Consider the following 26152-nt stretch of genomic DNA (forward strand, 5'->3'; position numbering starts at 1 on the left):
CCCGTCAGCACGATGACGGAGGCCTCCCGGGCAGCCGGAACGGGACGAAGTCCACCTCAGGCACATCAGGCAGATACGGGATAGCGGGGTCTTTTTCGTGACATCGGTGACCGCGACGAAGCGGTCCGGACCGGACGACCCGCACGGCGGGCGCGGCGGACGGGACGGACAAGGCGGACAGGGGGGACGCCCGCGGAGGTCCTGGCGACCCGGGCCCCCGGGGCCTCCGCCCCAGGGCAAGGCGTTCGGGGACCGGGCCGCCTGGTTCCTGGTGCTGCCCGCACTCATCCCGATCCTGATCCTCAGCGTCGGACCGCTCCTCTACGGCATCGCGCTGGCCTTCACCGACGCCCAGTCCGGCCGGACCCGCTCCACCCAGTGGATCGGCACCCTGAACTTCCAGGACCTGCTGCACGACACCCTGTTCTGGGACTCGTTCCGGATCGGCCTGGTCTGGGCCGTCGGCGTCACCGTCCCGCAGTTCCTCCTGGCCCTCGGCCTCGCCCTGCTGCTCAACCAGAACCTGCGGCTGCGCTGGCTGGCCCGGGCGCTGGCGATCGTCCCCTGGGCGATGCCCGAGGTCGTCGTCGGCATCATGTGGCGGCTCGTGTACAACCCGGACGCCGGCATCCTCAACGAGACCGTCCGCGACCTCGGACTCGGCGACGGTCGGGACTGGCTGACCGGTCTCGCCACCGCGCTGCCCGCCGTGATCCTCGTCGGCATCTGGGCGGGCATGCCGCAGACCACCGTGGCCCTGCTCGCCGGACTCCAGAACACCCCGCGCGACCTCCACGAGGCGGCAGCCCTGGACGGCGCGGGCGCCTGGCGCCGGTTCCGTACGGTCACCTGGCCCGCGATCAAGCCCATCGCGCTCGCGATCTCCGCGCTCAACCTGATCTGGAACTTCAACTCCTTCGCCCTGGTCTACGTCCTGACCAGCGGCGGGCCCGGCGGCCGGACCCGGCTGCCGATGCTCTTCGCCTACGAGGAGGCCTTCCGCTACGGGCAGTTCGGCTACGCCGCGGCGATGGGCTGTGTGATGGTCGCGGTGATCTCCGTGCTCCTCGCCCTCCACCTCGTCGGCCGGCTCAGGGGAGGTGAGGACCGATGAGGCGCGTACCGGTGAGGCGTAAGCCGACGACACGCGAAGCCTCCAGGCGTGAGTCCACCGGGCTGCGTACCGGCCGGGCCGCGCGCACCGGGCAGTACCTGGCCCTCCTGGCGTATCTGGTCTTCCTCGCGTTCCCGTTCGTGTGGTTGATCTCGACCGCCTTCAAACCCGCCCGCGAACTGGGCTCGCTGCACCCCACCTGGATCCCCGAGCACCCCACCCTGGACAACTTCCGGCAGGCCTTCGACGAGCAGCCGCTGCTCCAGGCCGCGGGCAACTCGCTGGTCGCCGCCGTCTCCGCCGCCCTGATCGCCGTCGTGATCGCCACCCCCATGGCCTATGCGATGGCCCGCCACCGCGGCCGCCTCGCCACCGCGGCGACCGGCTGGGTCGTGGTCAGCCAGGCGTTCCCGTTCGTCCTCGTGATCATCCCGCTCTTCCTGATCCTGAAGAACCTGCATCTGATCAACACCCTGTGGGGGCTGATCCTCGTCTACGTCGTCTGGTCGCTGCCCTTCGCGCTGTGGATGCTCGCCGGGTACGTACGCGCCGTGCCCGCCGAGCTGGAGGAGGCCGCCGCCGTGGACGGCGCGGGCCGCGTCCGCACCCTCGTCTCGGTCGTCGCCCCGCTGCTCGCCCCCGGGATCGTCGCCACCGCGCTGTTCGCGTTCATCACCGCATGGAACGAGTTCTTCTTCGCGCTCGTCCTGCTCAAGACCCCGGAGAAGCAGACTTTGCCGGTCGTCCTCACCCACTTCCTCGGCGCGGAGGGCGTGGCCGACCTCGGGCCGCTCGCCGCCGCCGCGTTCCTCGCCACCCTCCCCTCCCTCGTGCTCTTCGCCTTCATCCAGCGGCGGATCACCGGCGGGATGACGGCCGGGGCGGTGAAGCACTGATGCGCGCCACGGTCCGGCGGGCGGCCGCCGCCGTCGCCGTGCTGGCCCTGCTGCTCACCGGCTGCTCCGGCGGCGACGACGGGCGGGACGCGGACGGCACGATCCGGCTCCGGTTCCAGTCGCTGGCCTGGCAGAAGGAGTCCGTCGACGCCAACAAGCAGTTGGTGAAGGAGTGGAACGTTGCCCACCCCGACGTCCAGGTGGAGTACGTCCAGGGCAGCTGGGACAGCGTCCACGACCAGCTCCTCACCTCCTTCGAGGGCGGCGAGGCCCCCGACATCATCCACGATGCCTCCGACGACCTGGCGGACTTCGCGTACGGGGGCTACCTCGCCGACCTGCGCCCCCTCCTGCCCGAGCGGCTCAAGGCCGACATCCCCGAACAGTCCTGGCGCACCACCACGTTCGGCGAGGGCGTGCACGGGGTGCCCTTCCTCCAGGAGCCGCGGGTCCTGATCGCCAACACGAAGCTGCTGAAGGCCTCGGGCGCGCGCATCCCGACCCCGGAGCGCCCCTGGAGCTGGGAGGAGTTCCGGCAGGTGACGAAGGAGCTGACGGGCAAGGGGCGGTACGGGATCGCCTGGCCGCTCAAGGAGCCGGTCTCCGTCACCCTCAACCTGGGCCTGTCCGGCGGCGGACAGCTCTTCCACCGCGACGGTGAGGGCAAGGCCCTCCTGCGCTTCGAACCGGGCGACGGCGTGGTGGCCGGCACCATCCACGACCAGGTCAACACCGACAACAGCGCGGCCCGCAGCGCGCTGGGCATGGGCGGGTCGGACGCGCTGCCCGGGTTCTTCGGCGGCAAGTACGCGATGCTGCCGCTCGGCTTCTCCTACCGCCAGCAGATCATCCAGCAGGCCCCCGAGGGGTTCGAATGGACGGTCCTGCCGATGCCCGCGGGCGCGGGCGGCGCGGTCCAGGGGGTGAGCCCGCAGACGCTGTCGGTCGCTCAGGAGAGCCCGTACAAGAAGGAAGCCGTCGCGTTCATCGACTTCCTGCTGCGCCCCGCGAACATGGTGCGCCTCGCCCGCGGTGACTGGATGCTGCCCACCGGGACCGAGGCGCTGGCCGATCCGTCTCTGCGAGGGACCCGGAACGGGTGGGCCGTCGGCACCGCGCTCGCCGAGGGCCTGCGGCCGGCGCCCGCCCAGTCGGTACGCGGCTATCCCGAGTGGAAGGACAAGGTGGCGACCCCCGCGTACCAGGAGTTCTACAGCGGCGCGATCGACACCGGCGAGCTGAGCAAGAGGCTCGTGGAGGACGGGAGTCGGGTGCTGGCCCGCTACCAACGCTGACCCCGACGCGAAGAGAGGTTGCACGAGACGTCTCGTCTCGTCTACGGTGAGCGGCATGACGGAATCCCCGCGTGCCCACATCGCCATGTTCTCCATCGCCGCCCACGGACATGTGAACCCGAGCCTCGACGTCATCCGCGAGCTCGTCGACCGTGGACACCGTGTCAGCTACGCCATCCCCGCCTCCTTCGCGGAGAAGGTCGCCGCCACCGGCGCCGAGCCGGTGATCTGGACCTCGACCCTGCCGACCGACGAGGACCCCGAAGCCTGGGGGACGGAGCTGATCGACAACATCGAACCCTTCCTCGCCGATGCCATCCAGGCCCTCCCGCAGCTCGCGGAGGCCTTCGCGGGCGACGAGCCCGACCTCGTCCTGCACGACATCACCTCCTATCCCGCCCGCGTCCTCGCCCACCGCTGGGGCGTCCCCGCCGTCTCCCTCTGGCCCAACCTGGTCCCCTGGGAGGGGTACGAGAAGGAGGTGGCGGAGCCGATGGCCACCGAGCTGAAGCAGACCGAGCGCGGCCAGGCGTACTACGCGCGCTTCGAGGGCTGGCTCGCCGACAACGGCCTCGGTCACCTCCCCGCCGACGACTTCGTCTCCCGCCCGCGCCGCGGCCTCGTCCTGATCCCCGAGGCGCTCCAGCCGAACGCGGACCGGGTGAACCGCGAGATGTACACCTTCGTCGGCGCCTGCCAGGGCGACCGATCCGACCAGGGGGAGTGGCAGCGGCCCGCCCACGCCGAGAAGGTGCTGCTGGTCTCGCTCGGCTCCTCGTTCACCAAGCAGCCCGCCTTCTACCGCGCGTGCGTCGCGGCCTTCGGCGACCTGCCCGGCTGGCATGTGGTGCTCCAGATCGGCGCGCACGTCGACCCCGTCGAACTCGGTGACGTGCCGGGCAATGTGGAGGTGCGCACCTGGGTGCCGCAGCTGGCCGTCCTCAGGCAGGCCGACGCCTTCATCACCCACGCCGGTGCGGGCGGCAGTCAGGAGGGGCTCGCCACGGGCACCCCGATGGTCGCCGTACCGCAGGCCGTCGACCAGTTCGGCAACGCGGACATGCTCCAGTCCCTGGGGGTGGCCCGGCATCTGCCGATGGAGGAGGCGAACGCCGCGAGCCTGCGCGAGGCCGTGCTCGCCCTCGTGGACGATCCCGAAGTGGCCGCCCGGTGCGCACGCCTGAGTGAGCAGATGGCGCGGGAGGGCGGCACGCCGAGGGCCGCCGACCTCATCGAGGCGGAGCTGTCGCGCTGAGCGGATCCGCCTGACTGTTATCCGGACGTTCTCCGTCCCGTCCCGACCGCCGCGGCCTGCGGTTACTCGGGGCGGGGCGTCTCTGTTTCGGCTCTGTGAAGCCGGTAATGCGACGGGTCCGGTCGGCGCATCTGCACGCACGCCCTCGCGATTTCACACCCGGGACCGGGCGTTCACCCCTCATGCGCACACCTTCACGGGTCTTCACGGGTCTTCACGCATGGTCACTCCTGCCCCAGAGGGCGCGGGGAGGGTGCGCGCGCCGGGTGGGCGGGAAGTGCCCAGTGCTTCAAGTGCCGCTCTGAACAGGCGAAATGCAGGATGAGAGGGTCTTCGCGGGGTGGTCACGGGACCGCCGGTCCGGGCGGGGCAACCGCTCGGCCCGTCGCCGCGGCCGTTGTGACCAGCCATGGCCGATTTCCTATGACGAAACCTTGCTGAGCAAGTCACACCTCCATGAAGGTCTTGATCTGTGCTCGTCAATCGGTCAGGGTTTCGAGCCAGCCCCCGGAGATCTTCCGGCCGAGGGCCAATCCCCCCACAAAGAATGACGAGGAGAACCCTCTTCATGGCCAAGCACCAGCGCACCCGTCGCACCAAGCTCACCGCCGCGATCACCGCCGTGGCGGCCGCCGCCGGAGTCACCCTTCTCGGAACCTCGTTCGCGGGAGCCGCACCGGCCCCCCTGGGCACGGTCTACGGCACGGACGCCGCGACCGCCGTCTCCGGCAGCTACATCGTCATGCTGGACGAGAAGAAGGCCGACAAGTCCGAGCTCGCCAAGGAGTACGGCGGCAAGCTCAAGCGCGACTACAACTCCAGCATCAACGGCTTCTCCGCCAGCGGCCTTTCGGAGACCGAGGCCAAGCGCCTCGCCGCCGACCCGGCCGTCGCCAAGGTGGTGCAGAACAAGAAGTTCAGCATCAACGCCACCCAGGACAACCCTCCGTCGTGGGGTCTGGACCGCATCGACCAGACCGAGACCGCGGGCGACAACGCCTACACCTACCCGGACGGCGGCGGCGAGGGCGTCACCGCGTACGTCATCGACACCGGTGTCCGCGTCACCCACGAGGACTTCGAGGGGCGCGCCACCTCCGGCTTCGACGCCGTCGACAACGACGACGACGCCGACGACGGCAACGGGCACGGCACCCACGTGGCGGGCACCATAGCCGGGGCCGCGCACGGTGTCGCCAAGAAGGCGAACATCGTGGCCGTCCGCGTCCTGGACGACAACGGCTCGGGCACCACCGAGCAGGTCATCGCCGGGATCGACTGGGTCGCCGCCAACGCCAAGGGCCCGTCCGTCGCCAACATGAGCCTCGGCGGCGGGGCCGACCCGGCCCTCGACGAGGCGGTCCAGAAGGCCATCGCCGCGGGCATCACCTTCGGCGTGGCCGCCGGGAACGAGTCCAGCGACGCCGGCCAGGGTTCGCCCGCCCGCGTCCCCGAGGCGATCACCGTCGCCTCGTCCACGGAGGCCGACGAGCAGTCGGACTTCTCCAACTACGGCTCGGTCGTGGACATCTACGCCCCGGGCTCGGACATCACGTCCACCTGGAACGACAGCGACAGCGGCACCAACACCATCTCCGGTACGTCCATGGCCACCCCGCACGTCGTCGGCGCGGCCGCCGTCTACCTGGCGGGCCACCAGGACGCAACCCCGGAGGCCGTCGCCACGGCGCTCACCGAGGGAGCCACCCCGGACGCCATCAGCAACGCCACCGAGGGCACGGCCAACAAGCTCCTCAAGGTCGTCGAGTAACACCCCGGTCGGTACCCCGGTTCCGGCCGGGCGCCGGGCGGCGGTGGTCACACACCCCGCCGCCCGGCCACCATCCGCACAGCAGCCGCCGCGCTCGCCCCCACGGGGCGCGGCGGCTGCGGCGTGTCCGGCCAACCGCTCCAGGGCCTGCCTGGCCGTTCCCGTCTGCCTCACGACGCCATGAAGGGGCAGGCAGGCCCTAGGCTGGGTGGCCATGACGACGTACGCAGCGCTCTTGCGCGGGATCAACGTGGGCGGCGGCAAGAGGGTTCCGATGCCCGAACTGCGCGATGTGCTCGCCGGGCTGGGGCACACCGGCATCGCCACCCACCTGCAGAGCGGCAACGCGGTCTTCCGCAGTGACAGCGAGGACGCCGACGCCCTCGCCGCAGCCCTGGAGCAGGCCCTGCGGGAGCGGTTCGGGTTCGCCGTCGACTGCCTCGTCCGTGACGCCGCGTATCTCGCGGCCGTCGCCGACGCCTGCCCCTTCCCCGCCGCCGAGCTGGAGGGCAAACAGCTCCACGTCACCTATGTCGACCGGCCCCTGGACCCCGGACGCTTCGCGGACCTGGACGCCGAAGCCTTCCTGCCGGAGGAGTTCCGGCTCGGCGACCGCTGCGTGTACCTGTACGCCCCCGACGGCCTCGGCCGCTCCAGACTGGCCGTCGCGCTGGGCCGCCCCCGCCATGTCAAAGGCATCGTCGCCACCACCCGTAACTGGAACACCGTGGCGAAACTGGTGGAGCTGACGCGCAGCTGAGGCCTCGCCCGCCGCGCACCCCGCCAAGCGGTCAGCCTGCGCCGCCGCTGCACCTGCTCATCCATGGCCGCCATGGGACGGTCATCGCCTCGCTCACCGTGGACGACGCCCCCGCGCCCCGGCCCGCTGACCGCGTCGTGGATGCGCGGCATGCGGCTCTGCGCGGATCTGATGCACCTCACCTCCGACGCGGAGGCCGGAGGGATCCGCTCGCACCGCAGCTCCCTGTGGCGGGTCCTGATCGGCGCCCCGGTCCTGATGGCGCTCGGCCACTTCCTGGCCCGGCCCCTGGAACACCGCAGCGAGGCCGAACAGGAACAGGCCGCCCACGCCTCCGGGGTGGCCGCCGACCTGGTCGCCGGGGTCCGCGTGCTCAAGGGCCTGCGGGCCGAGCGCGCCGCCGTCGACCGCTACCGTGCCACCAGCCAGGCCTCCCGCGCAGCCCATGTGCGCGCCGCCCGCGCCGCCGCCCTCCAGACCGGTCTGATGCTCACGCTGACCGGCTCGTTCATCGCGCTCGTCGCCCTCGTCGGCGGCCGCCTGGTCCTCAGCGGTTCCATCGGTCTCGGCGCACTCGTCTCCGCCGTCGGCCTCGCCCTCTTCCTCCCCGGACCGATCGGCGTGCTGGCCTGGGTCGGCGCCGAGCTGGCCAAGGGCCGCGCCTCCGCCGCCCGGATCGCCGACGTGCTGGCCGCCCCGGGCGAGACCACCGGCGGCACCGCCGAACCGGCCGCCCCGTCCCGCGGCGAACTGCGCCTGAACGGACTCGGCCACGCCGGACTCGACGCCCTCGACCTGACCGTCCGCCCCGGGGAACACCTGGGCATCGTCGTCACCGACCCGGCCGACGCCGCCACCCTGCCGCACTGCCTGGCCCGCCGCTGCGACCCGGTGCGGGGGAGCGTCGAACTCGACGGCGTCCCCCTCACCGAACTGGCCCCCACCGCCCTGCGCTCGACGCTGCTCGTCGCCGAGCACGACGCCCAGCTCTTCGACGGCACCCTCCTGGAGAACGTCACCGCCGCCGCCCCCGCCGGGAGCGACCCGCGCGCCGCCATGGCCGCCGCCGCCGTCGACGAGGTGGCCACCGCCCTGTTGGGCGGCACCGGCGGCCGGATCGGCGAGCGCGGCAGCTCGCTCTCCGGCGGCCAGCGCCAGCGCGTCGCCCTGGGCCGCGCACTCGCCGCCGACCGCAGCGTCCTCGTCGTCCACGACCCGACCACCGCGGTCGACGCCGCCACCGAAGCCCGGATCGCCGCCGGCATCCGGCGCGTCCGCACCGGCCGCACCACCGTCCTGGTCACCAGCAGCCCCGCCCTGCTCGCCGCCACCGACCGCGTCGTCCTCGTCGACGGCGGCACGATCACCGCCGAGGCCCCGCACGAGGCCCTCGTACGCGACCATCCCGTCTACCGCACGGCGGTGCTCACGTGACCACTCCCTCGCCCACGGCCGACGACAGCGCCGAGCTGCTCCCCATCGCCACCCCCGCCCGCACCCGGGCCGCCCTGCGCACCCTGATCCGCCCGGACCGGGGCCTCGCCCTGACCGGCGTCGGCATCCTGGTCGCGGCCACCGCCGTCGGCCTCCTCGTCCAGCCGGTGCAACTGCTCACCGCCCGCTGGTACGTACGCCGCGCCCTCACCCTCTACGCCGACCAGCGGGTCGCCAACGGGGCTCAGCAGCAACAGCTCCTGGAGACCATCGGCGGCGCCGTGACCGTACGCGGCCACCGGCTGGAGGAGCAGCACACCGAGCTCAGCGCCGGACGCTCACGCAAGGCCGTCGACCTCACCATGCGCAGCGTCAACCTGGTGCTGGGCTTCTACGGGCGGCTGCACATCGCCGAGTACATCGGCCTGGCCGCCGTCCTGACCGCCGGATTCTGGCTGGTCCGCGACGGCGCGGTGTCGATCGGTACGGCCACCGCCGCCGCCCTCTACTTCCACAGCCTCTTCGGGCCCGTCAACGCCGCCCTCGTGCTGCTCGACGACGCCCAGTCGGCGGCGGCCGGACTGGCCCGGCTGGTCGGCGTGACCGACCTGGCGGAGCAGCCGGAGCCGGAGGCAGGAAAGGCCGCGCCCGCCTCCGTACCGCACCAGCGCACCGCCCCCGAAGGCGCCGCCGTCACCGCACATGCCGTCAGCCACGCCTACGGGCCCGGCCGCCCCGTGCTGCACGAGGTCTCCCTCGCCCTGGAGCCCGGCCAACACGTGGCGCTCGTCGGGACCAGCGGGGCCGGGAAGTCGACCCTCGCCCGGATCGTCGCGGGCGTCCAGCAGCCCACCTCGGGCACGGTCACCGCACCGGCGGGGGCGGGCGGACACCCGGTCGTCCTGGTCACCCAGGAGGTCCACGTCTTCACCGGCACCCTCGCCGAGGACCTCCGGCTCGCCCGCCCCGACGCCGCCGACGCCGACCTGCGCACCGCCCTGGCCACCGTGCACGCCCTGGACTGGGCCGAGGCGCTCCCCGACGGGCTCGCCACCGTCGTCGGCGAGGGCGGCCACCGCCTCGACGCCGCCCGCGCCCAGCAACTCGCCCTCGCCCGGCTCGTCCTGGCCGACCCCGCCCTCGCCGTCCTCGACGAGGCGACCGCCGAGGCGGGCAGCGCGGGCGCCCGGGTCCTGGAACGCTCGGCCGAGGCCGCCCTCGCGGGCCGCACCGCCCTGATCGTCGCCCACCGCCTCACCCAGGCCGTCGCCGCCGACCGGGTCGTCGTGCTGGAGGCCGGCCGCGTCGTCGAGAGCGGCCCGCACGACGAACTGCGCGACGCGGACGGCCCGTACGCCGCCCTGTGGCGCGCCTGGTCCGGCAGCCGCACCGCCGCACCCCGCCCCTGACCCCGCGCAGGGGCCGCCGCACGCACCGACCGGCCGAACGGCGGTCCGCCCGTCCCGGCCTCAGATGCCCGCGGAGGCCATCTCGATGATGGAGCGGTAGTAGGCGGCGGTCGAGACCACGCACGCGCGGTAGGTGCGGTTGTCCTTCACCACCAGGAAGTAGTCGCGCAGGTTCTTCCAGTACTGGACGAGATAGCCGAGACCGGGGACGAAGCCCGGCGGCCGGGGGACGAGCGCGAACGCCTCGGAGCACTGCAGGATGCGCTCGGTGGCCTGCGAGAGTACGTCGGCGACCTCGGCGTTCATGTTCCAGCCGGCGGCCAGTTGGGGCGTCCAGATGGCGCCCGCGATCTCCCTCAGGTGCTCCTGCTCCTCGGGCGACGGATCGGCCTGGAGCCGGAACGCCTCGGCGGCCGGCGGGGTGCCGGTGTGCCCGCTGCCGACGGCCAGGGCCGGTGCGGCCGCCCCGGCGGTGAGCATCGCCCCGGAGAGCGCGAGCGCCAACGCCGGAATCGTCGTGCACCTGCGTCTTCTCATGGTGGTTCCCCTCCCGGTCGCCCGCCCTGCCGGCGGGACCGCGCGGTCGCTCCGCGTGAACCGACGCTGACATGCGGCCCGTTGCCCGTCAACGGGGCCTGTTCGGCCGTTCCGCGCCCCGGACGGCGTACGTAATGGCCCACCGAACCGGCCCCGAATTGGCCCGGGAGTCCGCGCCACTCGCTGCCTAGGCTGAGGCGCATGAGCGCACAGCACCCCGCCACCGGGCCCGCCGCCCGCACCACCGTCGACTTCCACTTCGACCCCGCCTGTCCGTTCGCGTGGATCACCTCCCGCTGGATGCTGGAGGTGGAGCGGCGCCGGGACATCGAACTGCGCTTCCGCCCCATGAGCCTCTACCTGCACAACGAGGGCAACGAGCTGCCCGACTGGTACCGCGAGCTCGTCGACAAGTCGATCGGACCGGTCCGGGTGGCCGTCGCCGCTGCGGCCGCCCACGGCGACGGAGTCCTGCGGGACCTCTACACCGCGCTCGGCACCCGCATCCACCAGCACAAGGAGAAGGACTTCGACGCGGTGATCGCCGCCTCCCTGGCCGAACTGGACCTGCCCGCCGCCCTGGCGGAAGCGGCCCACTCCACGGCGTACGACGCCGAGGTCGCCCGCCGCCACGGCGCGGGCAAGGACCCGGAGCAGGACGCGTATGTGGGAACACCGACGATCCACGTCGACGGCACGGTCTGGTTCGGCCCGGTCCTCAACGCGATCCCGCGTGGCGAGGAGGCGGCCGAACTCTTCGACAGCTTCCGGGTCCTCGCCAAGCACCCGGGATTCTTCGAACTCAAGCGAGCGCGCTCCGGCGGGCTGTCCTACGACTGACAGGCAGACCCCTCACGCCGACAGCGACGCCCCCACCGGCACCCGTGCCTCGTCGAACCGGTTCAGCAGCAGCCGCGCCACTTCGGGGGCGGGGCCCAGGACATCGGCCAGGACGTCCGCACCGGCCGCCTCGGCGCCCGCCGCGATGCGGTCGGGGAGGCGGCCGGGCGCGATGACATACGGGGCCACCGCCACCCGGTCCACGCCCTCGGCGCGCAGGGCCCGTACCGCGTCCTCGGTACGGGGGAGGAGTGCGGAGGCGAACGCAGGCCGCACGGCGCACCAACCGGTGTGCCGCAGCTCCCGCGCGATTTCAGCGATCACTGCGATCGCCTCCGGGTCTGTGGATCCCGCCGAGGCCAGGACGAGCCCGGTCCGGGGCAGGTCGCCGGGACGGACCCCGGCCTCCCGCAGCCGCCGCCCCAGGGTGGCGTTGAGCAGCGGGGACGGGCCGAGGACGTCGGCCTGCCCGATGTGCAGCCCCGGCAGCCGGGCGCGGGCCTCGCGCAGGACCGAGGGGATGTCGGTCTTGGCGTGGAACGCCCGGGTCAGGAGGAGGGGGAGGGCGACGACCTCGTCCGCCCCCTCGGCCGCCAGGCGCTCCAGCACCCGGGGCACGGACGGGGCGTTGAACTCCAGGAACGCCGTCTCCACCCGCAGTCCCGGCCGCTCGGCGCGGACCCGCTCGGTGAGCGCGTGCACGGTCGCGGCGTGCCGCGGGTCGCGGCTGCCGTGGGCGATGACGAGGAGAGCGGGATGCGTCATGGGAAGGCTCAGTTCTTGACGAGGAGACCGCGGCTGCGCAGCACCCACCGCTCCAGCGGACTGAAGATGAGCAGGTCGATGGCGATGCCGACGAACAGGATGAGCAGGATCGACAGGAAGATCCCGGGCATGTCGAAGTTGCTGCGGCCGTTCTCCAGCAACTGGCCCAGGCCAAGGCCCAGTTCGGGCGACGAGGCGATAATCTCGGCGGCCATGAGGGAGCGCCAGGAGAACGCCCAGCCCTGCTTGAGGCCCGCCAGATAGCCGGGCAGCGCCGCCGGGAGCACGATGTGCCAGGTCCCGCGCAGCCCGGTCGCGCCCAGCGTGCGGCCCGCCCGGAGGAACAGCGGCGGCACCTGGTCGACACCGGAGACCAGACCGTTGGCGATCGAGGGCACCGCGCCCAGCAGGATCACCGCGTACATCATCTGGTCGTTCAGCCCGAGCCAGATCACCGCCGGGGCCACCCACGCCACCGAGGGCAGCGACTGGAGGCCGGACAGGATCGGGCCGATCGCGGCCCGGACCAGCTTCACCCGGGCGACCAGCAGCCCCAGCGGCGTACCGATGGCGACCGCGAGCAGGAAGCCGAGCAGACCGCGCGAGACGCTGGTCCAGACGACCTCCAGCAGCGTGCCCGCCAGCCACATCTCTTTCGCGCTGTCCCACACCGCGGACGGCGGCGGCAGCTTGTAGGTCTCCGTCACCTGGGCGCGGACCAGCAGCTCCCAGACCACCAGGACCAGTGCCACCGCCACGACCGGCGGCAGTACCTTGCGCAGCAGGACCTCGCGCACCGGGGTGCGGCGGATCTGCACGGCGTCGAGCGCGTCGAGGCCGGCCTCCAGGCCCGCCAGATCGTCGGGCTTCTGATCCACCGGTCCGGGCGCCGCCCCGTCCGGCCGCTTCCGGTCGGACGTGATGTCAGTGCTGGCCATGTCGGCGGATCTCCCCACGCAGTTCTTCGGTGATCTCGACGGACAGCTCCGCCACGGCGGTGTCCTCGATGCGGCGCGGCTGCTCGATGTCGACGGTCCACTCCCGGGCGATCCGGCCCGGCCGGGACGAGAGCAGCACGACGCGCTGCGCGAGCCGTACGGCCTCACGCACGTTGTGGGTGACGAAGAGGACCGAGGCGTTCGTCTCCGCCCAGATCCGGGTCAGCTCGTCGTGCAGCACATCGCGGGTGATGGCGTCCAGTGCCGCGAACGGCTCGTCCATCAGCAGCAGTTGGCTGTCCTGCGCGAGCGCGCGGGCCATCGCCACCCGCTGGCGCATACCGCCGGACAGCTCGTGCACCCGCTTGCCGTACGCCCCGCCGAGCCTGACCAGTTCGAGCAGCCGCTCCGCCTCGGTGCGGCGCTCCGACTTCGGCACGCCGCGCAGCCGCAGGGCCAGTTCGATGTTCTTGCCCGCGGTCAGCCACGGGAAGAGGGCGTGCTCCTGGAACATCAGGGCCGGCCGCCCGCCGGGGGTCTCGATGGACCCCTTCGACGGGCGGTCGAGTCCGGCCACCAGATTGAGCAGCGTCGACTTTCCGCACCCGGACGCTCCCAGGAGGGTGACGAACTCACCCGGAGCGACATCGAGCGTGATGTCGTCCAGCACGAGCTGGTGCCCCGTGGGTCCGGCGAAGGACTTCGAGACATGCGCGAGACGGGCTGCGTGCTCGACCGTCGTACGGTCCTCGGCCTTGGTGAGGGTAGGGGTCGCCATGGTCGTCACCTCCTGGGAATCCTTACGTCCTGCTGCGGATGGGCGGGCTACTTGACGCCGAGGCCGGCGTCGGCGACCTCGGGCAGTCCCTCGGCCTTGAGGATCTTGTTCAGCGGGCCCAGGTCGTAGATGCCCTGGAGGTTCGGCTCCTTGAGCAGACCGGACTTGACCGAGTGCCCGGCCTGCGTCTTGAGCGTCTCGGCCAGCGGGTCATCGGTGATCTCGATGGACTCCCAGGCCGGGTCGAGGATCTCCTTGGGCAGCGGCTTGCCGCTCAGGGTCTCCAGCGCCTTGTTGGCGGAAGCCTTGGCCTGGTCCGGGTTGGCGTTGATCCACTTGTTGGTGGAGACCGAACCCTTCAGCACCGCCTCGACCACGTCCGGGTGCTCGTCGAGGAACTTCTGCGACACGATGATGTTCGTGATCACGAACTTCTTGTCCGGCCACAGGTCCTTCTCGTCGAGGAGCACCTTCGCACCCTCGGAGACCAGCTTGGACGCCGTCGGCTCGGGAACCCAAGCCCCGTCCAGGTCACCGGACTTGTAGGCGTCCGGGGTCACCTTGTTGTCCGAGCGGACCACGGAGACATCGCCCTTGCCGCTCTGGGCGTCGACCTTCCAGCCCTTCTCGGAGATCCAGTTGAGGAAGGCCACGTCCTGGGTGTTGCCGAGCTGGGGGGTGGCGATCTTCTTGCCCTTGAGGTCGTCCAGGGTCTTGATCTTGTCCGGGTTGACGACCAGCTTCACCCCGCCGGAGGCCGAACCGGAGATGATCCGCAGTCCCTTGCCCTGGGACTTGCTGTACCCGTTGATGGAGGGGGAGGGGCCGATGAAGCCGATGTCGATGGAGCCGGCGTTCAGCGCCTCGATCTCGGACGGGCCCGCGTTGAAGGTCGTCGACTCGACCTTGGTGCCGCCCAGTTCCTTCTGGATGGTGCCTTCCTGGATACCGACCAGGGCGGTGGCGTGCGTGAGGTTCGGGAAGTACCCGATCTTCACGGTGTCGGAGGAGAGCTTCTTCCCTCCGGCGGAGACGTTCGTCCTGGCGTCGTCGTCCTTGGCCTCGGAGCCGTAGCCGCAGGCGGTGGCCGCCAGGGCGAGCAGCGGCAGGGCGGCGACGGCGGCGAGGCCGCGGCGAACGGTGGAACGCGGGGCAGGCACGGGAGGTTTTCCTCTCGTTGGCCCGGTCCCACGCCCCGCTGTCTGGTCAGGGGGGCGCGGCCGGGAGGTCGGCAGGTCTTCGGCGGTACGGGTGCGGGGGGTGCAGGGCGCGCGAGCGGTGCGCGTACGTCATCACGCACATCGCCCGACCCCGCCCTGGCCGCTGCCGAGGGCGCCGCTGCCCACGCGGCCGCCCTCCTTCGCGAAGGAGGAGAAGAAGTCGGTGGCCATCAGAAGTCCCATTCGGCGTCGTCGTCGGCCGCCACGACGGCTCCTTCGGCCGCCGCGAACGCGGCGCCCGCCATACCGGCGCTCAGCGTCGTCCCGTCCGCCGGGTCGATCAGCAGGAACGATCCGGTACGCCGGGAGTCCTCGTACGCGTCGAGCGCGAGCGGCTCGGCGGTGCGCACGACGACCCGCCCGATGTCGTTGGCGACCAGCTGCCCGGGGGCCGGGTGCTGGGACAGGTCGTCCAGGGTGAGCCGGGACGGGATGTCCTTGACGATCGCCTTGACGGTGCGGGTGGTGTGCTTGAGCAGCACGCGCTGGCCCACCGAGAGAGGCTGGTCGGCGACGTGGCAGACGGTCGCCTCGACGTCCTGGGTGACCGGCGGGGCGTCGTCGGCGGGGGCGATCAGGTCGCCGCGCGAGATGTCGATGTCGTCGGCCAGCCGGAGCGTCACCGACTGCGGGGCCCAGGCGATGTCGACGCTCTCGCCGAGCGCGTCGATGCCGGTGATCGTCGTCGTACGCCCCGAGGGGAGGACGGAGACGGACTCGCCGACCCGGAACACCCCGGCCGCGATCTGACCGGCGTACCCCCGGTAGTCGGGGTGCTCGGCGGACTGCGGGCGGATCACGTACTGCACGGGGAGGCGCGCGTGGCAGGCGGTGAGGTCGTGGCTGACCGGCACCGTCTCCAGGTGCTCCAGGACGGTCGGTCCGCCGTACCAGTCCATGTGCGCGGACGGCTCCACCACGTTGTCCCCGGCCAGCGCCGAGATCGGGATCGCGGTGATCTCCGGGACGCCGAGCGATGCGGCGTACGCGGTGAACTCCTCGGCTATCGCGGCGAACACGGGCTCCGCGTAGTCGACCAGGTCCATCTTGTTGACCGCCAGCACCACGTGCGGCACACGCAGCAGCGCGGCGACGGCGGCGTGCCGGCGGGTCTGCTCGACGACCCCGTTGCGGGCGTCGACGAGCACCACGGCCAGCTCCGCCGTGGAGGCGCCGGTCACCATGTTCCGGGTGTACTGCACATGGCCCGGGGTGTCGGCGAGGATGAACCGCCGCCGGGTGGTGGCGAAGTAGCGGTAGGCGACATCGATGGTGATGCCCTGCTCGCGCTCGGCCCGCAGCCCGTCGGTCAGCAGTGCCAGGTCCGGCGCCTCCTGCCCGCGGCCCCGTGACACCTGCTCGACGGCCTCCAACTGGTCGGTGAGGACCGACTTGGAGTCGTGCAGCAGCCGGCCCACCAGGGTGGACTTGCCGTCGTCGACGGACCCGGCGGTGGCGAAGCGCAGCAGGGTGGTGGCGCTCAACTGCTCAGCTGTGGTGGTCATTTAGAAGTACCCCTCGCGCTTGCGGTCTTCCATCGCGGCCTCGGACATCTTGTCGTCCGCGCGGGTCGCGCCCCGCTCGGTGAGCCGGGAGGCGGCGATCTCGGTGATCACGGCGTCCAGCGTGGTGGCGTCCGAGTCGACGGCTCCGGTGCAGGACATGTCGCCGACCGTTCGGTAGCGCACGAGCCGGGTCTCGGCGGCCTCGTGCTCCTTCGGCCCGCCCCAGTCACCCGCCGTCAGCCACATGCCGTTGCGGTTGAACACCTCGCGCTCGTGGGCGAAGTAGATCTCCGGCAGCTCGATGCCCTCACGCTCGATGTACTGCCAGACGTCCAGCTCGGTCCAGTTGGAGATCGGGAAGACCCGGACGTGCTCACCGGGGGCGTGCCGGCCGTTGTACAGCTGCCACAGCTCGGGCCGCTGACGGCGCGGGTCCCACTGGGAGAACTCGTCGCGCAGCGAGAACACCCGCTCCTTGGCGCGCGCCTTCTCCTCGTCGCGCCGCCCGCCGCCGAACACCGCGTCGAAGCGGTGCTGCTGGATCGCCTCGGTCAGCGGCACGGTCTGGAGCGGGTTGCGGGTGCCGTCGGGGCGCTCGCGGAGCTTCCCGGCGTCGATGTACTCCTGCACGGAGGCGACGTGCAGCCGCAGCCCGTGCTTCTCGACCGTACGGTCGCGGTAGTCGAGGACCTCGGGGAAGTTGTGCCCGGTGTCCACGTGCAGCAGCGCGAACGGCACCGGGGCGGGCGCGAACGCCTTGAGCGCCAGGTGCAGCATCACGATGGAGTCCTTGCCGCCGGAGAACAGGATCACCGGCCGCTCGAACTCGCCCGCCACCTCGCGGAAGACGTGGACCGCCTCGGACTCCAGGGAGTCCAGGTGGCTGAGCGCGTACGGGTTCGCTGTGCCCTCGGACACGGTGGTGGTGACGGCACTCACGCCAGGCCCCTCTCGGTGAGCAGCGCGTGAAGCGCCGCCGCTGACTCCTGCACGGTCTGCTGGTGCGACTCGATCCGCAGGTCGGGCGATTCGGGGGCCTCGTAGGGGTCGTCGACCCCGGTGAGCCCGCTGATCTCGCCGGCCGCCTGCTTGGCGTAAAGGCCCTTCACATCGCGTACGGAGCACACCTCGACGGGGGTCGCGACGTGCACCTCCAGGTAGGTGGTGGACTCGGTGGCGTGCCGCTTGCGGACGGCCTCGCGACTGTCGGCGAACGGAGCGATGACGGGGACCAGCACCTTCACGCCGTTGGCCGCGAGCAGTTCGGCGACGAAGCCGATCCGGGCCACGTTGGTGTGCCGGTCCTCGCGGGAGAAGCCGAGGCCCGCCGAGAGGAACTCGCGGATCTCGTCGCCGTCGAGCACCTCCACCTTGTGGCCCTCGGTCCGCAGCCGGCCCGCCAGTTCGTACGCGATGGTGGTCTTGCCCGCGCTCGGCAGACCGGTGAGCCAGATCGTGGCCCCCGTCTCCGTCACGCTCATCGAACTCTCCTGATCAGTCGTCATCAGCCGTGCAGCCCGCATTCGGTCTTGCCCCGTCCGGACCAGCGGCCGGCGCGTGCGTCCTCGCCCTCCAGCACCCGGCGGGTGCAGGGCGCGCAGCCGACCGAGGCGTAACCGTCCATCAGCAGCGGGTTGGTGAGCACCCCGTGCTCGGCGACGTAGGCGTCCACGTCCTCCTGGGTCCAGCGGGCGATGGGGGAGACCTTCACCTTGCGGCGCTTGGCGTCCCAGCCGACGACCGGGGTGTTCGCCCGGGTCGGCGACTCGTCACGGCGCAGGCCCGTCGCCCACGCGGCGTACGCGGTCAGACCGTCCTCCAACGGCTTCACCTTGCGCAGCGCGCAGCACAGGTCGGGGTCCCGGTCGTGCAGCTTCTCGCCGTACTCCGCGTCCTGCTCGGCGACCGTCTGCCGGGGGGTGATCGTGATGACGTTGACGTCCATCACCGCGTCCACCGCGTCCCGGGTGCCGATGGTCTCCGGGAAGTGGTAGCCGGTGTCCAGGAAGACCACGTCCACGCCCGGCAGCACCCGCGACGCCAGGTGCGCGACCACGGCGTCCTCCATCGAGGAGGTGACGCAGAAGCGCGGTCCGAAGGTGTCGGTCGTCCACTTCAGGATCTCGACGGCGGAGGCGTCCTCCAGCTCCCGTCCGGCCCGCTCGGCCAGCGCCCGGAGCTCCTCGTCGGTCAGCTCTCCGCTCAGCAGAGTGTCCGTCATATCGCTTCCCCTTCACCGTCGTTGCGCTGCACGCCCCGGGTCAGCAGACCCAGGAACTTCAGCTGGAACGCACGGTTGCAGGAAGCGCATTCCCAGGCGCCGTGACCGGTCTCGTTGGGGCGCAGGTCCTCGTCGCCGCAGTACGGGCAGTAGAACGGGGCGGCTCGTTCGCTCATGACAGCGACTCCGCACTGGCGCGTGCCGCCCAGGCCGCGAAGCGCTCGCCGTCCTCGCGCTCCTCCTGGAACCGGCCGAGCACCCGCTCGACGTAGTCCGGCAGTTCGGCCGACGTGACCTTCAGGCCGCGGACCTTGCGGCCGAACCCGGCCTCCAGGCCCAGCGCCCCGCCGAGGTGCACCTGGTAGCCCTCGACCTGCTCGCCGTTCTCGTCCAGCATCAGCTGGCCCTTGAGACCGATGTCGGCGACCTGGATCCGGGCGCAGGCGTTCGGGCAGCCGTTGATGTTGATGGTGATCGGGTGGTCGAACTCCGGTATGCGGCGCTCCAGTTCGTCGATGAGGGAGGCGCCGCGGGCCTTCGTCTCGACGATCGCCAGCTTGCAGAACTCGATGCCGGTGCAGGCCATCGTGCCGCGCCGGAACGGAGACGGCGTGACCTTGAGGTCCAGCGCCTCAAGACCGGCGACCAGGGAGTCGACCTGCTCCTCGGCCACGTCCAGCACGATCATCTTCTGCTCGGCGGTGGTCCGCACCCGGCCGGAACCGTGCGCGTCCGCCAGGTCGGCGATCTTGGCGAGCGTGGAGCCGTCGACCCGGCCCACCCGCGCGGCGAAGCCGACGTAGAAACGGCCGTCCTTCTGCCGGTGCACCCCGAGGTGGTCGCGCCAGGTCTGGGCGGGCTGCTCGGGCGCGGGCCCGTCGACCAGCTTCCGCTTCAGGTACTCGTCCTCCAGGATCTGGCGGAACTTCTCCGCGCCCCAGTCCGCGACCAGGAACTTCAGCCGGGCGCGGGTGCGCAGCCGCCGGTAGCCGTAGTCGCGGAAGATCCCGATGACCCCGCCGTACACGTCCGGCACCTCGTCCAGCGGCACCCAGGCGCCGAGCCGCACCCCGAGCTTGGGGTTGGTGGAGAGGCCGCCGCCGACCCAGAGGTCGAAGCCGGGGCCGTGCTCGGGGTGGTTCACGCCGACGAAGGCGACGTCGTTGATCTCGTGCGCCACGTCCAGGTGCGGGGAGCCGGAGACGGCGGACTTGAACTTTCGGGGCAGGTTGGAGAAGTCGGGGTTGCCGATGAACCGGCGCTGGATCTCGTCGATCGCGGGCGTACCGTCGATGATCTCGTTCTCGGCGATGCCCGCGACGGGGGAGCCGAGGATCACCCGGGGCGTGTCACCGCAGGCCTCGGTGGTGGACAGGCCCACCTCTTCGAGCCGCCGCCAGATCTCCGGCACGTCCTCGATGCGGATCCAGTGGTACTGCACGTTCTGCCGGTCGGTGAGGTCGGCGGTCCCGCGCGCGAACTCCTGCGAGATCTCGCCGACCACCCGCAGCTGCTGCGTGGTCAGTCGGCCGCCGTCGATCCGGACCCGCAGCATGAAGTACTCGTCGTCCAGCTCCTCCGGCTCCAGCACGGCCGTCTTGCCGCCGTCGATGCCGGGCTTGCGCTGGGTGTACAGCCCCCACCAGCGCATCCGTCCACGCAGGTCGTTCGGGTCGATGGACTCGAAGCCGCGCTTGGAGTAGATCGTCTCAATACGTGTCCGTACGTTGAGACCGTCGTCGTCCTTCTTGAACTGCTCGTTCCCGTTGAGCGGGGTGTGGTGGCCCACGGCCCACTGGCCCTCGCCACGGTGGCGTCCGGCCTTGCGGCGGGGCGTGGTGGTCGCAGGCTGTTCCGGGGTGGCGGCCATGACAATACGTCCTTCGGGACTGCGGGAGGGCGGCTCTGAGCGGCACACTCGCGCTGAGGCGCGGCGGTGCGCAGGTCGGTTCAGAGGGAAGAGAAGAGCGGCGGTGCTGGGGCTGTCAGCTCACCGGACAGATGGCGCTGGACATGCGGCCGAGGTCGACGTGGCGTCGACTCACCAAGGCAATTCCAGTTCCAGACATGACGGAAGCGTGTCACGCGCATCTCGGGGCAGTCCACCACTATCCGCTATGTGGACGGCTGGGTCTCGAAAGCTGGGACGATGTGGTGCCGGTCACGGTGCGCTCCATCGGCATTGCCGACAAATCGCTTGCGCAGGCCCGAAGAGGAGACGTGAAGAGGGGAGGCCAGGAGGGGGCGGTGGTGCCACCGCCCCCTCCGGTCTCCGGTCTGTCAGGAGGCGTAGGCCCCCGGCCACGGACCGGGCGTCGCCACCTCCGGCTCCACCTCGGTCTTCGTGTCGAAGAGCCGGAAGCCGCGGCGCAGGTAGTTGTCCATGGCGTGCGGCCCGTCCTTGGAGCAGGTGTGCAGCCACACCCGCTTCGTCGTCGGCCGCTCGGGCCAGCGCTCCGCCAGGTCCCAGGCGCGCGCCACGCCGCACGAGAGGAGATGACCGCCGATCCGCCGCCCTCGGAAGGCGGGGATCAGCCCGAAGTACATGATCTCGACCACGCCGTCGTCCTGCGGGTCCAGCTCGACGTACCCGGCCGGCGTCCCGTTCTCGTACGCCACCCAGGTCTCCGCGCCGGGCCGCCGCAGGGCCTCCTCCCACTGGGCGTACGTCATGCCCAGCCGGTCGGTCCACCGGATGTCGCCGCCCACCGCCGTGTAGAGGAACCGGCTGAACTCCGGCAGCACCACCTCGGACCGGACGACACGGACATCGCCCTCCGGGGCGGCGGCCGGGCGGAGGTCGGCGGGCGAGGTCTGCTCCAGGGACCAGACGGTCACCTCGGTGGTCGGCGCTGCGGGCTGCGGGATGTCGCTCATGACGGCCAGAGAACCATGGAGCCGCACGCCGGTGCACAGCGGCCCCGCCTCTCGCACGGGCTGCGGTGGGCCCGCCCGCGCGCCGCCCGCCCCCGTCTTCCGCTCCCCGGCCCCCCGACCGAGCCCCAGCGCCCCCCTCAGGTGGCCCGCGCCGCCCTGCGGGCCTCCGCCACCACCGGCGCCAGCGAGTGCGGCAGCAGATCCGCGCCGTGCTCCGGACGGATCACCTCCACCTCCACCCCGTCCCCGAAGCGGTACGGGCGGTGGGCCAGGACCTCCGCCAGATGACGCCGCAGCCGGGAGATCTCGGCCCGGACCGTCACCGTCCGGGTCGCGTCCCCGAAGATGTCCTGCGCCAGCTCCGAGGCCGTCCGCCCCTCCCGGTGCACCGCCAACGCGTACAGCAGCTCCGCGTGGCGCGGCGAGAGCGGCTGCTTCACGTTGCCCAGCGGCCCGGTCACATGCACGGCGAGCGCCCGGGGCCGGCTCAGGTCCAGCACCACCCGGCGCGGCGCCCCCCGCACCGTCCCGCCGTCGTCCACCTGCACCAGCCAGCCGCCCGGCAGCGGCTCGACCTGGCACATGCCGAGCGAGGGCAGCCACACCGGACCCGGCCGCAGCGACTTCGGCAGCGGCAGCCGGTCCACCGGAGGCATGCCGGTCACCGCAGCCAGCCGCCCGTACACGTCCACCGCCAGCGCCCGCCCCCCGATCCGGCACAGGATCGGCGCGGCCACCGCGCGCAGCCGCTCGATCTCCGCCAGGTGCCGGGTGCGGATCTCCCCCTCGGCGAGCCGGGCCACCGAGTCGACCAGGGCCAGGGTCGCCGGATGGAAGGTGGACGCGGGACCGCTGATGTCGACGATCCCGATCAGCCGCCCGTCGCGGGGATCCCGCACCGGGGCCGCCGCACAGGTCCAGCCGTGCAGCGCCCGGATGAAGTGCTCGGCGGAGTGCACCTGGACGGGGACCCGGGCGGCCAGCGCGGTCCCGATCGCGTTCGTCCCGGTCGCCGCCTCGGCCCAGGCCGCGCCTTCCTCCAGACAGATGTCGTGGGCCCGGCGCAGCACCCCCGTGTTGCCCTGCCGCCACAGCACCCGGCCCTCGGTGTCGGTCACCACCATGATCTGCTGCGCGGCGTCCGCGATCGAGGCCAGTCCCGCCCGCAGCAGCGGCATCAGTTCGCCGAGCGCCGTGCTGCGCCGCCGGTGCTCGATCTCGTCCGCCTCCAGCAGCTCGCTCTCCGGCGACTGGTCGGGGTCGATGCCGCTGCGCACCACCCGGTCCCAGGAGGCGTCGATCTCCGCCCGGGGCGCGACACCGGACGGCTCGCCCGCCAGCCGGGCCTCCCGTGCCCGATGGAGCAACCGGGTGGCCTGGCGGCCCGCCCTCTGGCGCGTCACCCGCTCCACCCCCGCCGAACCTGTCTCCGTCATGGTCCCCGTTCCCCCCGAACGCTTCCCGACCCCGGCCCATCCTGCCGCTCGCCCGGCAGGGCCGCCGAGCAGTCCACACAATGGTTGCAACCCTTTGCAACTCTGGCGGTGCCCTGCGGGTCCGTACGAGAGTGGCAGAGACGCTGAGCACCGGGCTTCCCGGGCGCCCGGTGTCGCATGAGCATGGAGGGTGGTGCCGTGTCGGCGCAGCACCACCCTCCGTCGCTTCCCCGCTGCCAGGCGGCTACGTAGCGGACGGCCGGGCCCGTGCCACCACCGAGGCCAGATCCAGGCTGTGCGGCAGCGTTCCGAACACCGCGCCCCCGTCCCCGCCGAGGCGCGACGCGCAGAACGCGTCGGCCACCTCCGGCGGAGCCCAGCGCACCAGCAGCGAACCCTGGAGCACCAGCGCGAACCTCTCCACCAGCCGCCGTGCCCGCGCCTCGATGCCGTCCAGGTCGGCCAGCTCCGTCAGCAGCGCCTTGATCGCCGCGTCCAGCCGGTGATCCGCCCCGCGCGCCCGCCCGACCTCCCGCAGGAACGCGTCGAGCGCCCGCGGCTCCCGCTGGAGCGCCCGCAGCACATCCAGCGCCTGGACGTTCCCCGAGCCCTCCCAGATCGAGTTGAGCGGCGCCTCGCGCAGCAGCCGGGGCATCCCCGACTCCTCGACGTACCCGTTGCCGCCCAGGCACTCCAGCGCCTCCCCGACCACGGCGGTGCAGCGCTTGGTGACCCAGAACTTCGCGGCGGGCAGCGCGAGCCGCAGGAACGCCCGCTCCTCCTCCGTGTCCGCGTCGTACGCCGCCGCCAGCCGCATCGCCAGCACCGTCGCCGCCTCCGACTCCAGGGCCAGGTCGGCCAGGACGTTGCGCATCAGGGGCTTGTCGATCAGCGGCCCGCCGAACGCGCCGCGGTACGCACTGTGATGGACCGCCTGGGCCACCGCCTGCCGCATCAGCCCGGCCGAACCCACCACGCAGTCGAGACGGGTGGCCGCCACCATCTCGATGATGGTGCGCACGCCGCGCCCCTCCTCGCCGACGAGACGGGCCCAGGTCCCGTCGAACTCGACCTCGGCGGACGCGTTGGACCGGTTGCCCAGCTTGTCCTTGAGCCGCTGGATCAGGAACACGTTGCGCGTGCCGTCCGGGAGCACACGCGGCAACAGGAAGCAGCTCAGCCCGCCCGGCGCCTGCGCCAGCACCAGGAAACCGTCCGACATCGGCGCCGAACAGAACCACTTGTGCCCGGTGAGCAGATACTCGCCCTCACCGGACAGCGGCTCGGCCCGGGTCGTGTTGGACCGCACGTCGGTGCCGCCCTGCTTCTCCGTCATGCCCATCCCGAAGAGCACCCCGGCCTTCTCGCGCGGATTCCGCAGCCCCTCCACGTACGTGTGCGAGGTCAGCAGCGGCTCCCACACGGCGGCCAGCGCCGGATCGGTGCGCAGCGCGGGCACCGCGGCATGCGTCATCGACAGCGGGCAGCCGTGCCCCGCCTCGGCCTGCGTCCAGACCAGGAACCCCGCCGCGCGCCGGACATGACCGGCCGGCCGGCCCCAGGCGTCCGTCAGCCCGGCGGACACGGCATGGCCCAGCAGCCGGTGCCAGGACGGATGGAACTCCACCTCGTCGACGCGATGCCCATAACGGTCATGGGTCCGCAGCACGGGCGGGTGCGCGTTCGCCCGCGCACCCCACTCCTGGGCCTGGGCGGAGCCGGCGGCCCGGCCGAGCTCGCCGAGTTCCTCCAGCGCCACGGGCAGGTTCCCGGGCTCGATGTGCCGCTCGACGGCCTCGGACAGGACCCGGTCGGTGGCGAAGACGTCGTGGCCGACCAGCGGCGGAACCTGATTGGTCACGGTGTGGGTGGTGGCTGCCATACGGATACGGTAAGGAGGTGCAGGCAGCAAATGAAACACCCGAGCGGCCGTCGGGCCGGCTCCACCGGGCGCGAGTGCTCTACCGCAACGTCTCCAAACGGCGCATGGCGTGGCACTTGCTGAAGGACACCGTCAACTCGTGCATCGAGTACCGCATTCTGGGCCTCGCGGCCGAGGCGGCGTTCTTCACCCTGCTCTCGCTGCCCCCGCTGCTGCTCGGCATGATCGGACTGCTCGGTTACGTCGACGAGTGGACGGCCACCACCACGGTCGCCTCCATCGAGCGCAACATCCTCTCCGCCTCCCAGACGGTGCTGTCCGAGCGCGGGGTCAACGACTTCGCCAAACCGCTGCTCGCCGACGTCACGACCGGGGCCCGCCCCGACGTCATCTCCCTCGGCTTCGCCATCGCCCTGTGGTCGGGCTCCCGCGCGGTGAACGTCTTCATCGACACCATCACCGTGATGTACGGCCTCGACGGCCACCGCGGCATCGTCAAGACCCGGCTGCTCGCCTTCCTGCTGTACGTCGTCGCCCTGCTGCTCGGCGCGGTGGTGCTGCCGCTGCTGGTCGTCGGCCCGGACCGGGTGGTCGAGTTCGTGCCGTGGGGCACCGAGGTCGTAGCCGTCCTGTACTGGCCGCTCGTCATACTGCTGACCATCGCGTTCCTCACGACGCTCTACCACGTGTCCGTGCCCGTCCGTTCGCCCTGGATCGAGGACGTTCCCGGGGCGCTGGTGGCGCTCGGCATGTGGGTTCTCGGCAGCTTCCTGCTCCGGATCTACCTGACCAGCACGGTCGAGGGCCCGACCATCTACGGCTCCTTGGCGGCGCCGATCGCCGTGCTGCTGTGGATCGGCATCTCCGCCTTCGCGGTCCTGGTCGGCGCCGCGGTCAACGCGGCCATCGACCGGGTGTGGCCCTCGCTCGCCACGGCCGCCGCCCGCGAGGCCACGGAACGCGTCAGGGCGGCGCAGGCCGCCGAGTTCGTCGCCCGTACCCGCTCGGCCGCCTACGAGGGCTCGGACGACGAGGATGACGAGGACGACGGCCCCGCCTACATGCCCTCAGAGTTCCCCGAGCGCTGGTCCCGTTTCCTGCCGCCCGACGACGTGAAGTCCCGGCTGCACGCGACCCGGGAGAAGGAGCCCAAGGACGCGAAGGAACCGAGGGAGTCCACCGAGGCCGAGGAACCGCCCACCCGCTGACCGCGCTAGCG

At 71.9% G+C, this 26152-nt stretch carries 23 protein-coding genes and 2 pseudogenes; 10 read left to right on the top strand and 15 right to left on the bottom strand.

Annotated elements, in window-relative coordinates; genetic code table 11:
- The first annotated feature begins 97 nt into the window (after window positions 1–97).
- The 8 genes and pseudogenes from RNL97_RS26630 (at window position 98) to RNL97_RS26665 (ending at window position 9934) form a co-directional block, all read left to right on the top strand.
- Window positions 98–1114, top strand: coding sequence for a carbohydrate ABC transporter permease (locus tag RNL97_RS26630; protein ID WP_030585011.1), 1017 nt, complete (start codon window positions 98–100; stop codon window positions 1112–1114).
- On the top strand, window positions 1111–2010 hold the full coding sequence (locus RNL97_RS26635; RefSeq protein WP_243315617.1) for a carbohydrate ABC transporter permease: 900 nt from the start codon (window positions 1111–1113) through the stop codon (window positions 2008–2010). The genes RNL97_RS26630 and RNL97_RS26635 overlap by 4 nt, the downstream gene beginning before the upstream one ends.
- Complete coding sequence (locus RNL97_RS26640; protein ID WP_243315618.1) at window positions 2010–3305, top strand: ABC transporter substrate-binding protein; 1296 nt, start codon at window positions 2010–2012, stop codon at window positions 3303–3305. The genes RNL97_RS26635 and RNL97_RS26640 overlap by 1 nt, the downstream gene beginning before the upstream one ends.
- A gap of 18 nt (window positions 3306–3323) precedes the next feature.
- Window positions 3324–4560 (top strand): annotated as a pseudogene (gene mgt, locus RNL97_RS26645) (macrolide-inactivating glycosyltransferase).
- A gap of 568 nt (window positions 4561–5128) precedes the next feature.
- A complete protein-coding gene (locus tag RNL97_RS26650) occupies window positions 5129–6331 on the top strand; it encodes a S8 family peptidase (RefSeq protein ID WP_313751283.1) in 1203 nt (400 codons plus the stop codon).
- A gap of 214 nt (window positions 6332–6545) precedes the next feature.
- On the top strand, window positions 6546–7091 hold the full coding sequence (locus RNL97_RS26655; protein WP_030585026.1) for a DUF1697 domain-containing protein: 546 nt from the start codon (window positions 6546–6548) through the stop codon (window positions 7089–7091).
- 228 nt (window positions 7092–7319) lie between these two features.
- Window positions 7320–8525, top strand: a pseudogene (locus RNL97_RS26660) (ATP-binding cassette domain-containing protein); the annotation flags it as partial.
- Window positions 8522–9934 (top strand): ABC transporter ATP-binding protein, encoded by a 1413-nt coding sequence (locus tag RNL97_RS26665; protein WP_030585033.1) that lies wholly within the window; start codon window positions 8522–8524, stop codon window positions 9932–9934. The pseudogene RNL97_RS26660 and the gene RNL97_RS26665, both read left to right, overlap by 4 nt.
- Before the next feature lie 60 nt (window positions 9935–9994).
- Here RNL97_RS26665 and RNL97_RS26670 read toward each other — a convergent pair whose 3' ends face one another.
- Entirely contained in the window at window positions 9995–10471 is a 477-nt protein-coding gene (locus RNL97_RS26670) for a hypothetical protein (RefSeq protein WP_030585036.1), read from the bottom strand.
- A gap of 201 nt (window positions 10472–10672) precedes the next feature.
- On the opposite strand from RNL97_RS26670, the gene RNL97_RS26675 reads away from it, so the two are divergent.
- Entirely contained in the window at window positions 10673–11311 is a 639-nt protein-coding gene (locus RNL97_RS26675; RefSeq protein WP_030585038.1) for a mycothiol-dependent nitroreductase Rv2466c family protein, read from the top strand.
- A gap of 12 nt (window positions 11312–11323) precedes the next feature.
- Here RNL97_RS26675 and RNL97_RS26680 read toward each other — a convergent pair whose 3' ends face one another.
- The 14 genes from RNL97_RS26680 to RNL97_RS26745 all read right to left on the bottom strand — a co-directional run bounded on the left by RNL97_RS26680 (window position 11324) and on the right by RNL97_RS26745 (window position 24933).
- The gene (locus tag RNL97_RS26680; RefSeq protein ID WP_243315624.1) at window positions 11324–12076 is read right to left on the bottom strand and encodes a sirohydrochlorin chelatase; all 753 of its coding nucleotides are present in this window, start codon (window positions 12074–12076) and stop codon (window positions 11324–11326) included.
- An 8-nt stretch (window positions 12077–12084) separates the two neighbouring features.
- Complete coding sequence (locus tag RNL97_RS26685) at window positions 12085–13014, bottom strand: ABC transporter permease (RefSeq protein ID WP_030585045.1); 930 nt, start codon at window positions 13012–13014, stop codon at window positions 12085–12087.
- Window positions 13001–13792 (bottom strand): ABC transporter ATP-binding protein, encoded by a 792-nt coding sequence (locus RNL97_RS26690; protein WP_030585048.1) that lies wholly within the window; start codon window positions 13790–13792, stop codon window positions 13001–13003. The genes RNL97_RS26685 and RNL97_RS26690 overlap by 14 nt, the downstream gene beginning before the upstream one ends.
- A gap of 47 nt (window positions 13793–13839) precedes the next feature.
- Entirely contained in the window at window positions 13840–14952 is a 1113-nt protein-coding gene (locus RNL97_RS26695) for an aliphatic sulfonate ABC transporter substrate-binding protein (RefSeq protein ID WP_030585051.1), read from the bottom strand.
- A 230-nt stretch (window positions 14953–15182) separates the two neighbouring features.
- Entirely contained in the window at window positions 15183–16517 is a 1335-nt protein-coding gene (locus tag RNL97_RS26700; protein WP_030585054.1) for a sulfate adenylyltransferase subunit 1, read from the bottom strand.
- Complete coding sequence (gene cysD / locus RNL97_RS26705) at window positions 16518–17456, bottom strand: sulfate adenylyltransferase subunit CysD (protein WP_313751284.1); 939 nt, start codon at window positions 17454–17456, stop codon at window positions 16518–16520.
- Window positions 17453–18022 (bottom strand): adenylyl-sulfate kinase, encoded by a 570-nt coding sequence (gene cysC / locus RNL97_RS26710; RefSeq protein WP_078652063.1) that lies wholly within the window; start codon window positions 18020–18022, stop codon window positions 17453–17455. Before cysC ends, cysD begins: the two co-directional genes overlap by 4 nt.
- The gene (locus tag RNL97_RS26715; protein WP_313751285.1) at window positions 18022–18738 is read right to left on the bottom strand and encodes a phosphoadenylyl-sulfate reductase; all 717 of its coding nucleotides are present in this window, start codon (window positions 18736–18738) and stop codon (window positions 18022–18024) included. The genes cysC and RNL97_RS26715 overlap by 1 nt, the downstream gene beginning before the upstream one ends.
- Window positions 18735–18914 (bottom strand): hypothetical protein, encoded by a 180-nt coding sequence (locus RNL97_RS26720; protein WP_030585066.1) that lies wholly within the window; start codon window positions 18912–18914, stop codon window positions 18735–18737. Before RNL97_RS26720 ends, RNL97_RS26715 begins: the two co-directional genes overlap by 4 nt.
- The gene (locus RNL97_RS26725; RefSeq protein WP_030585069.1) at window positions 18911–20608 is read right to left on the bottom strand and encodes a nitrite/sulfite reductase; all 1698 of its coding nucleotides are present in this window, start codon (window positions 20606–20608) and stop codon (window positions 18911–18913) included. Before RNL97_RS26725 ends, RNL97_RS26720 begins: the two co-directional genes overlap by 4 nt.
- A 115-nt stretch (window positions 20609–20723) precedes the next feature.
- Window positions 20724–20807 (bottom strand): putative leader peptide, encoded by an 84-nt coding sequence (locus RNL97_RS26730; RefSeq protein WP_309474722.1) that lies wholly within the window; start codon window positions 20805–20807, stop codon window positions 20724–20726.
- Window positions 20808–21018: 211 nt separating this feature from the next.
- A complete protein-coding gene (locus RNL97_RS26735) occupies window positions 21019–21615 on the bottom strand; it encodes a GNAT family N-acetyltransferase (protein WP_030585070.1) in 597 nt (198 codons plus the stop codon).
- A gap of 137 nt (window positions 21616–21752) precedes the next feature.
- On the bottom strand, window positions 21753–23051 hold the full coding sequence (locus tag RNL97_RS26740; RefSeq protein WP_030585072.1) for a helix-turn-helix domain-containing protein: 1299 nt from the start codon (window positions 23049–23051) through the stop codon (window positions 21753–21755).
- Between the two features lie 244 nt (window positions 23052–23295).
- Window positions 23296–24933, bottom strand: a complete 1638-nt coding sequence (locus RNL97_RS26745; protein WP_243315631.1) for an acyl-CoA dehydrogenase family protein — start codon at window positions 24931–24933, stop codon at window positions 23296–23298.
- Window positions 24934–25007: 74 nt separating this feature from the next.
- On the opposite strand from RNL97_RS26745, the gene RNL97_RS26750 reads away from it, so the two are divergent.
- Entirely contained in the window at window positions 25008–26141 is a 1134-nt protein-coding gene (locus RNL97_RS26750; protein ID WP_243316466.1) for a YihY/virulence factor BrkB family protein, read from the top strand.
- Window positions 26142–26152: the final 11 nt, after the last annotated feature.

This window comes from Streptomyces parvus, from assembly GCF_032121415.1.
Classification (GTDB): Bacteria; Actinomycetota; Actinomycetes; order Streptomycetales; family Streptomycetaceae; genus Streptomyces; species Streptomyces globisporus_A.

Excerpts from the sequence above, each read along its gene's own strand:
- RNL97_RS26640 (WP_243315618.1), top strand. The coding sequence starts at position 2,010 with ATGCGCGCCACGGTCCGGCGGGCGGCCGCCGCCGTCGCCGTGCTGGCC.
- RNL97_RS26670 (WP_030585036.1), bottom strand. The coding sequence starts at position 10,471 with ATGAGAAGACGCAGGTGCACGACGATTCCGGCGTTGGCGCTCGCGCTC.
- RNL97_RS26740 (WP_030585072.1), bottom strand. The coding sequence starts at position 23,051 with ATGACGGAGACAGGTTCGGCGGGGGTGGAGCGGGTGACGCGCCAGAGG.
- RNL97_RS26735 (WP_030585070.1), bottom strand. The coding sequence starts at position 21,615 with ATGAGCGACATCCCGCAGCCCGCAGCGCCGACCACCGAGGTGACCGTC.
- RNL97_RS26730 (WP_309474722.1), bottom strand. The coding sequence starts at position 20,807 with ATGTCTGGAACTGGAATTGCCTTGGTGAGTCGACGCCACGTCGACCTC.
- RNL97_RS26700 (WP_030585054.1), bottom strand. The coding sequence starts at position 16,517 with ATGACCACCACAGCTGAGCAGTTGAGCGCCACCACCCTGCTGCGCTTC.
- RNL97_RS26675 (WP_030585038.1), top strand. The coding sequence starts at position 10,673 with ATGAGCGCACAGCACCCCGCCACCGGGCCCGCCGCCCGCACCACCGTC.
- RNL97_RS26690 (WP_030585048.1), bottom strand. The coding sequence starts at position 13,792 with ATGGCGACCCCTACCCTCACCAAGGCCGAGGACCGTACGACGGTCGAG.
- RNL97_RS26650 (WP_313751283.1), top strand. The coding sequence starts at position 5,129 with ATGGCCAAGCACCAGCGCACCCGTCGCACCAAGCTCACCGCCGCGATC.
- RNL97_RS26720 (WP_030585066.1), bottom strand. The coding sequence starts at position 18,914 with ATGAGCGAACGAGCCGCCCCGTTCTACTGCCCGTACTGCGGCGACGAG.
- RNL97_RS26655 (WP_030585026.1), top strand. The coding sequence starts at position 6,546 with ATGACGACGTACGCAGCGCTCTTGCGCGGGATCAACGTGGGCGGCGGC.
- RNL97_RS26715 (WP_313751285.1), bottom strand. The coding sequence starts at position 18,738 with ATGACGGACACTCTGCTGAGCGGAGAGCTGACCGACGAGGAGCTCCGG.
- RNL97_RS26635 (WP_243315617.1), top strand. The coding sequence starts at position 1,111 with ATGAGGCGCGTACCGGTGAGGCGTAAGCCGACGACACGCGAAGCCTCC.
- RNL97_RS26685 (WP_030585045.1), bottom strand. The coding sequence starts at position 13,014 with ATGGCCAGCACTGACATCACGTCCGACCGGAAGCGGCCGGACGGGGCG.
- RNL97_RS26745 (WP_243315631.1), bottom strand. The coding sequence starts at position 24,933 with ATGGCAGCCACCACCCACACCGTGACCAATCAGGTTCCGCCGCTGGTC.
- cysC (WP_078652063.1), bottom strand. The coding sequence starts at position 18,022 with ATGACGACTGATCAGGAGAGTTCGATGAGCGTGACGGAGACGGGGGCC.
- RNL97_RS26725 (WP_030585069.1), bottom strand. The coding sequence starts at position 20,608 with ATGGCCGCCACCCCGGAACAGCCTGCGACCACCACGCCCCGCCGCAAG.
- RNL97_RS26680 (WP_243315624.1), bottom strand. The coding sequence starts at position 12,076 with ATGACGCATCCCGCTCTCCTCGTCATCGCCCACGGCAGCCGCGACCCG.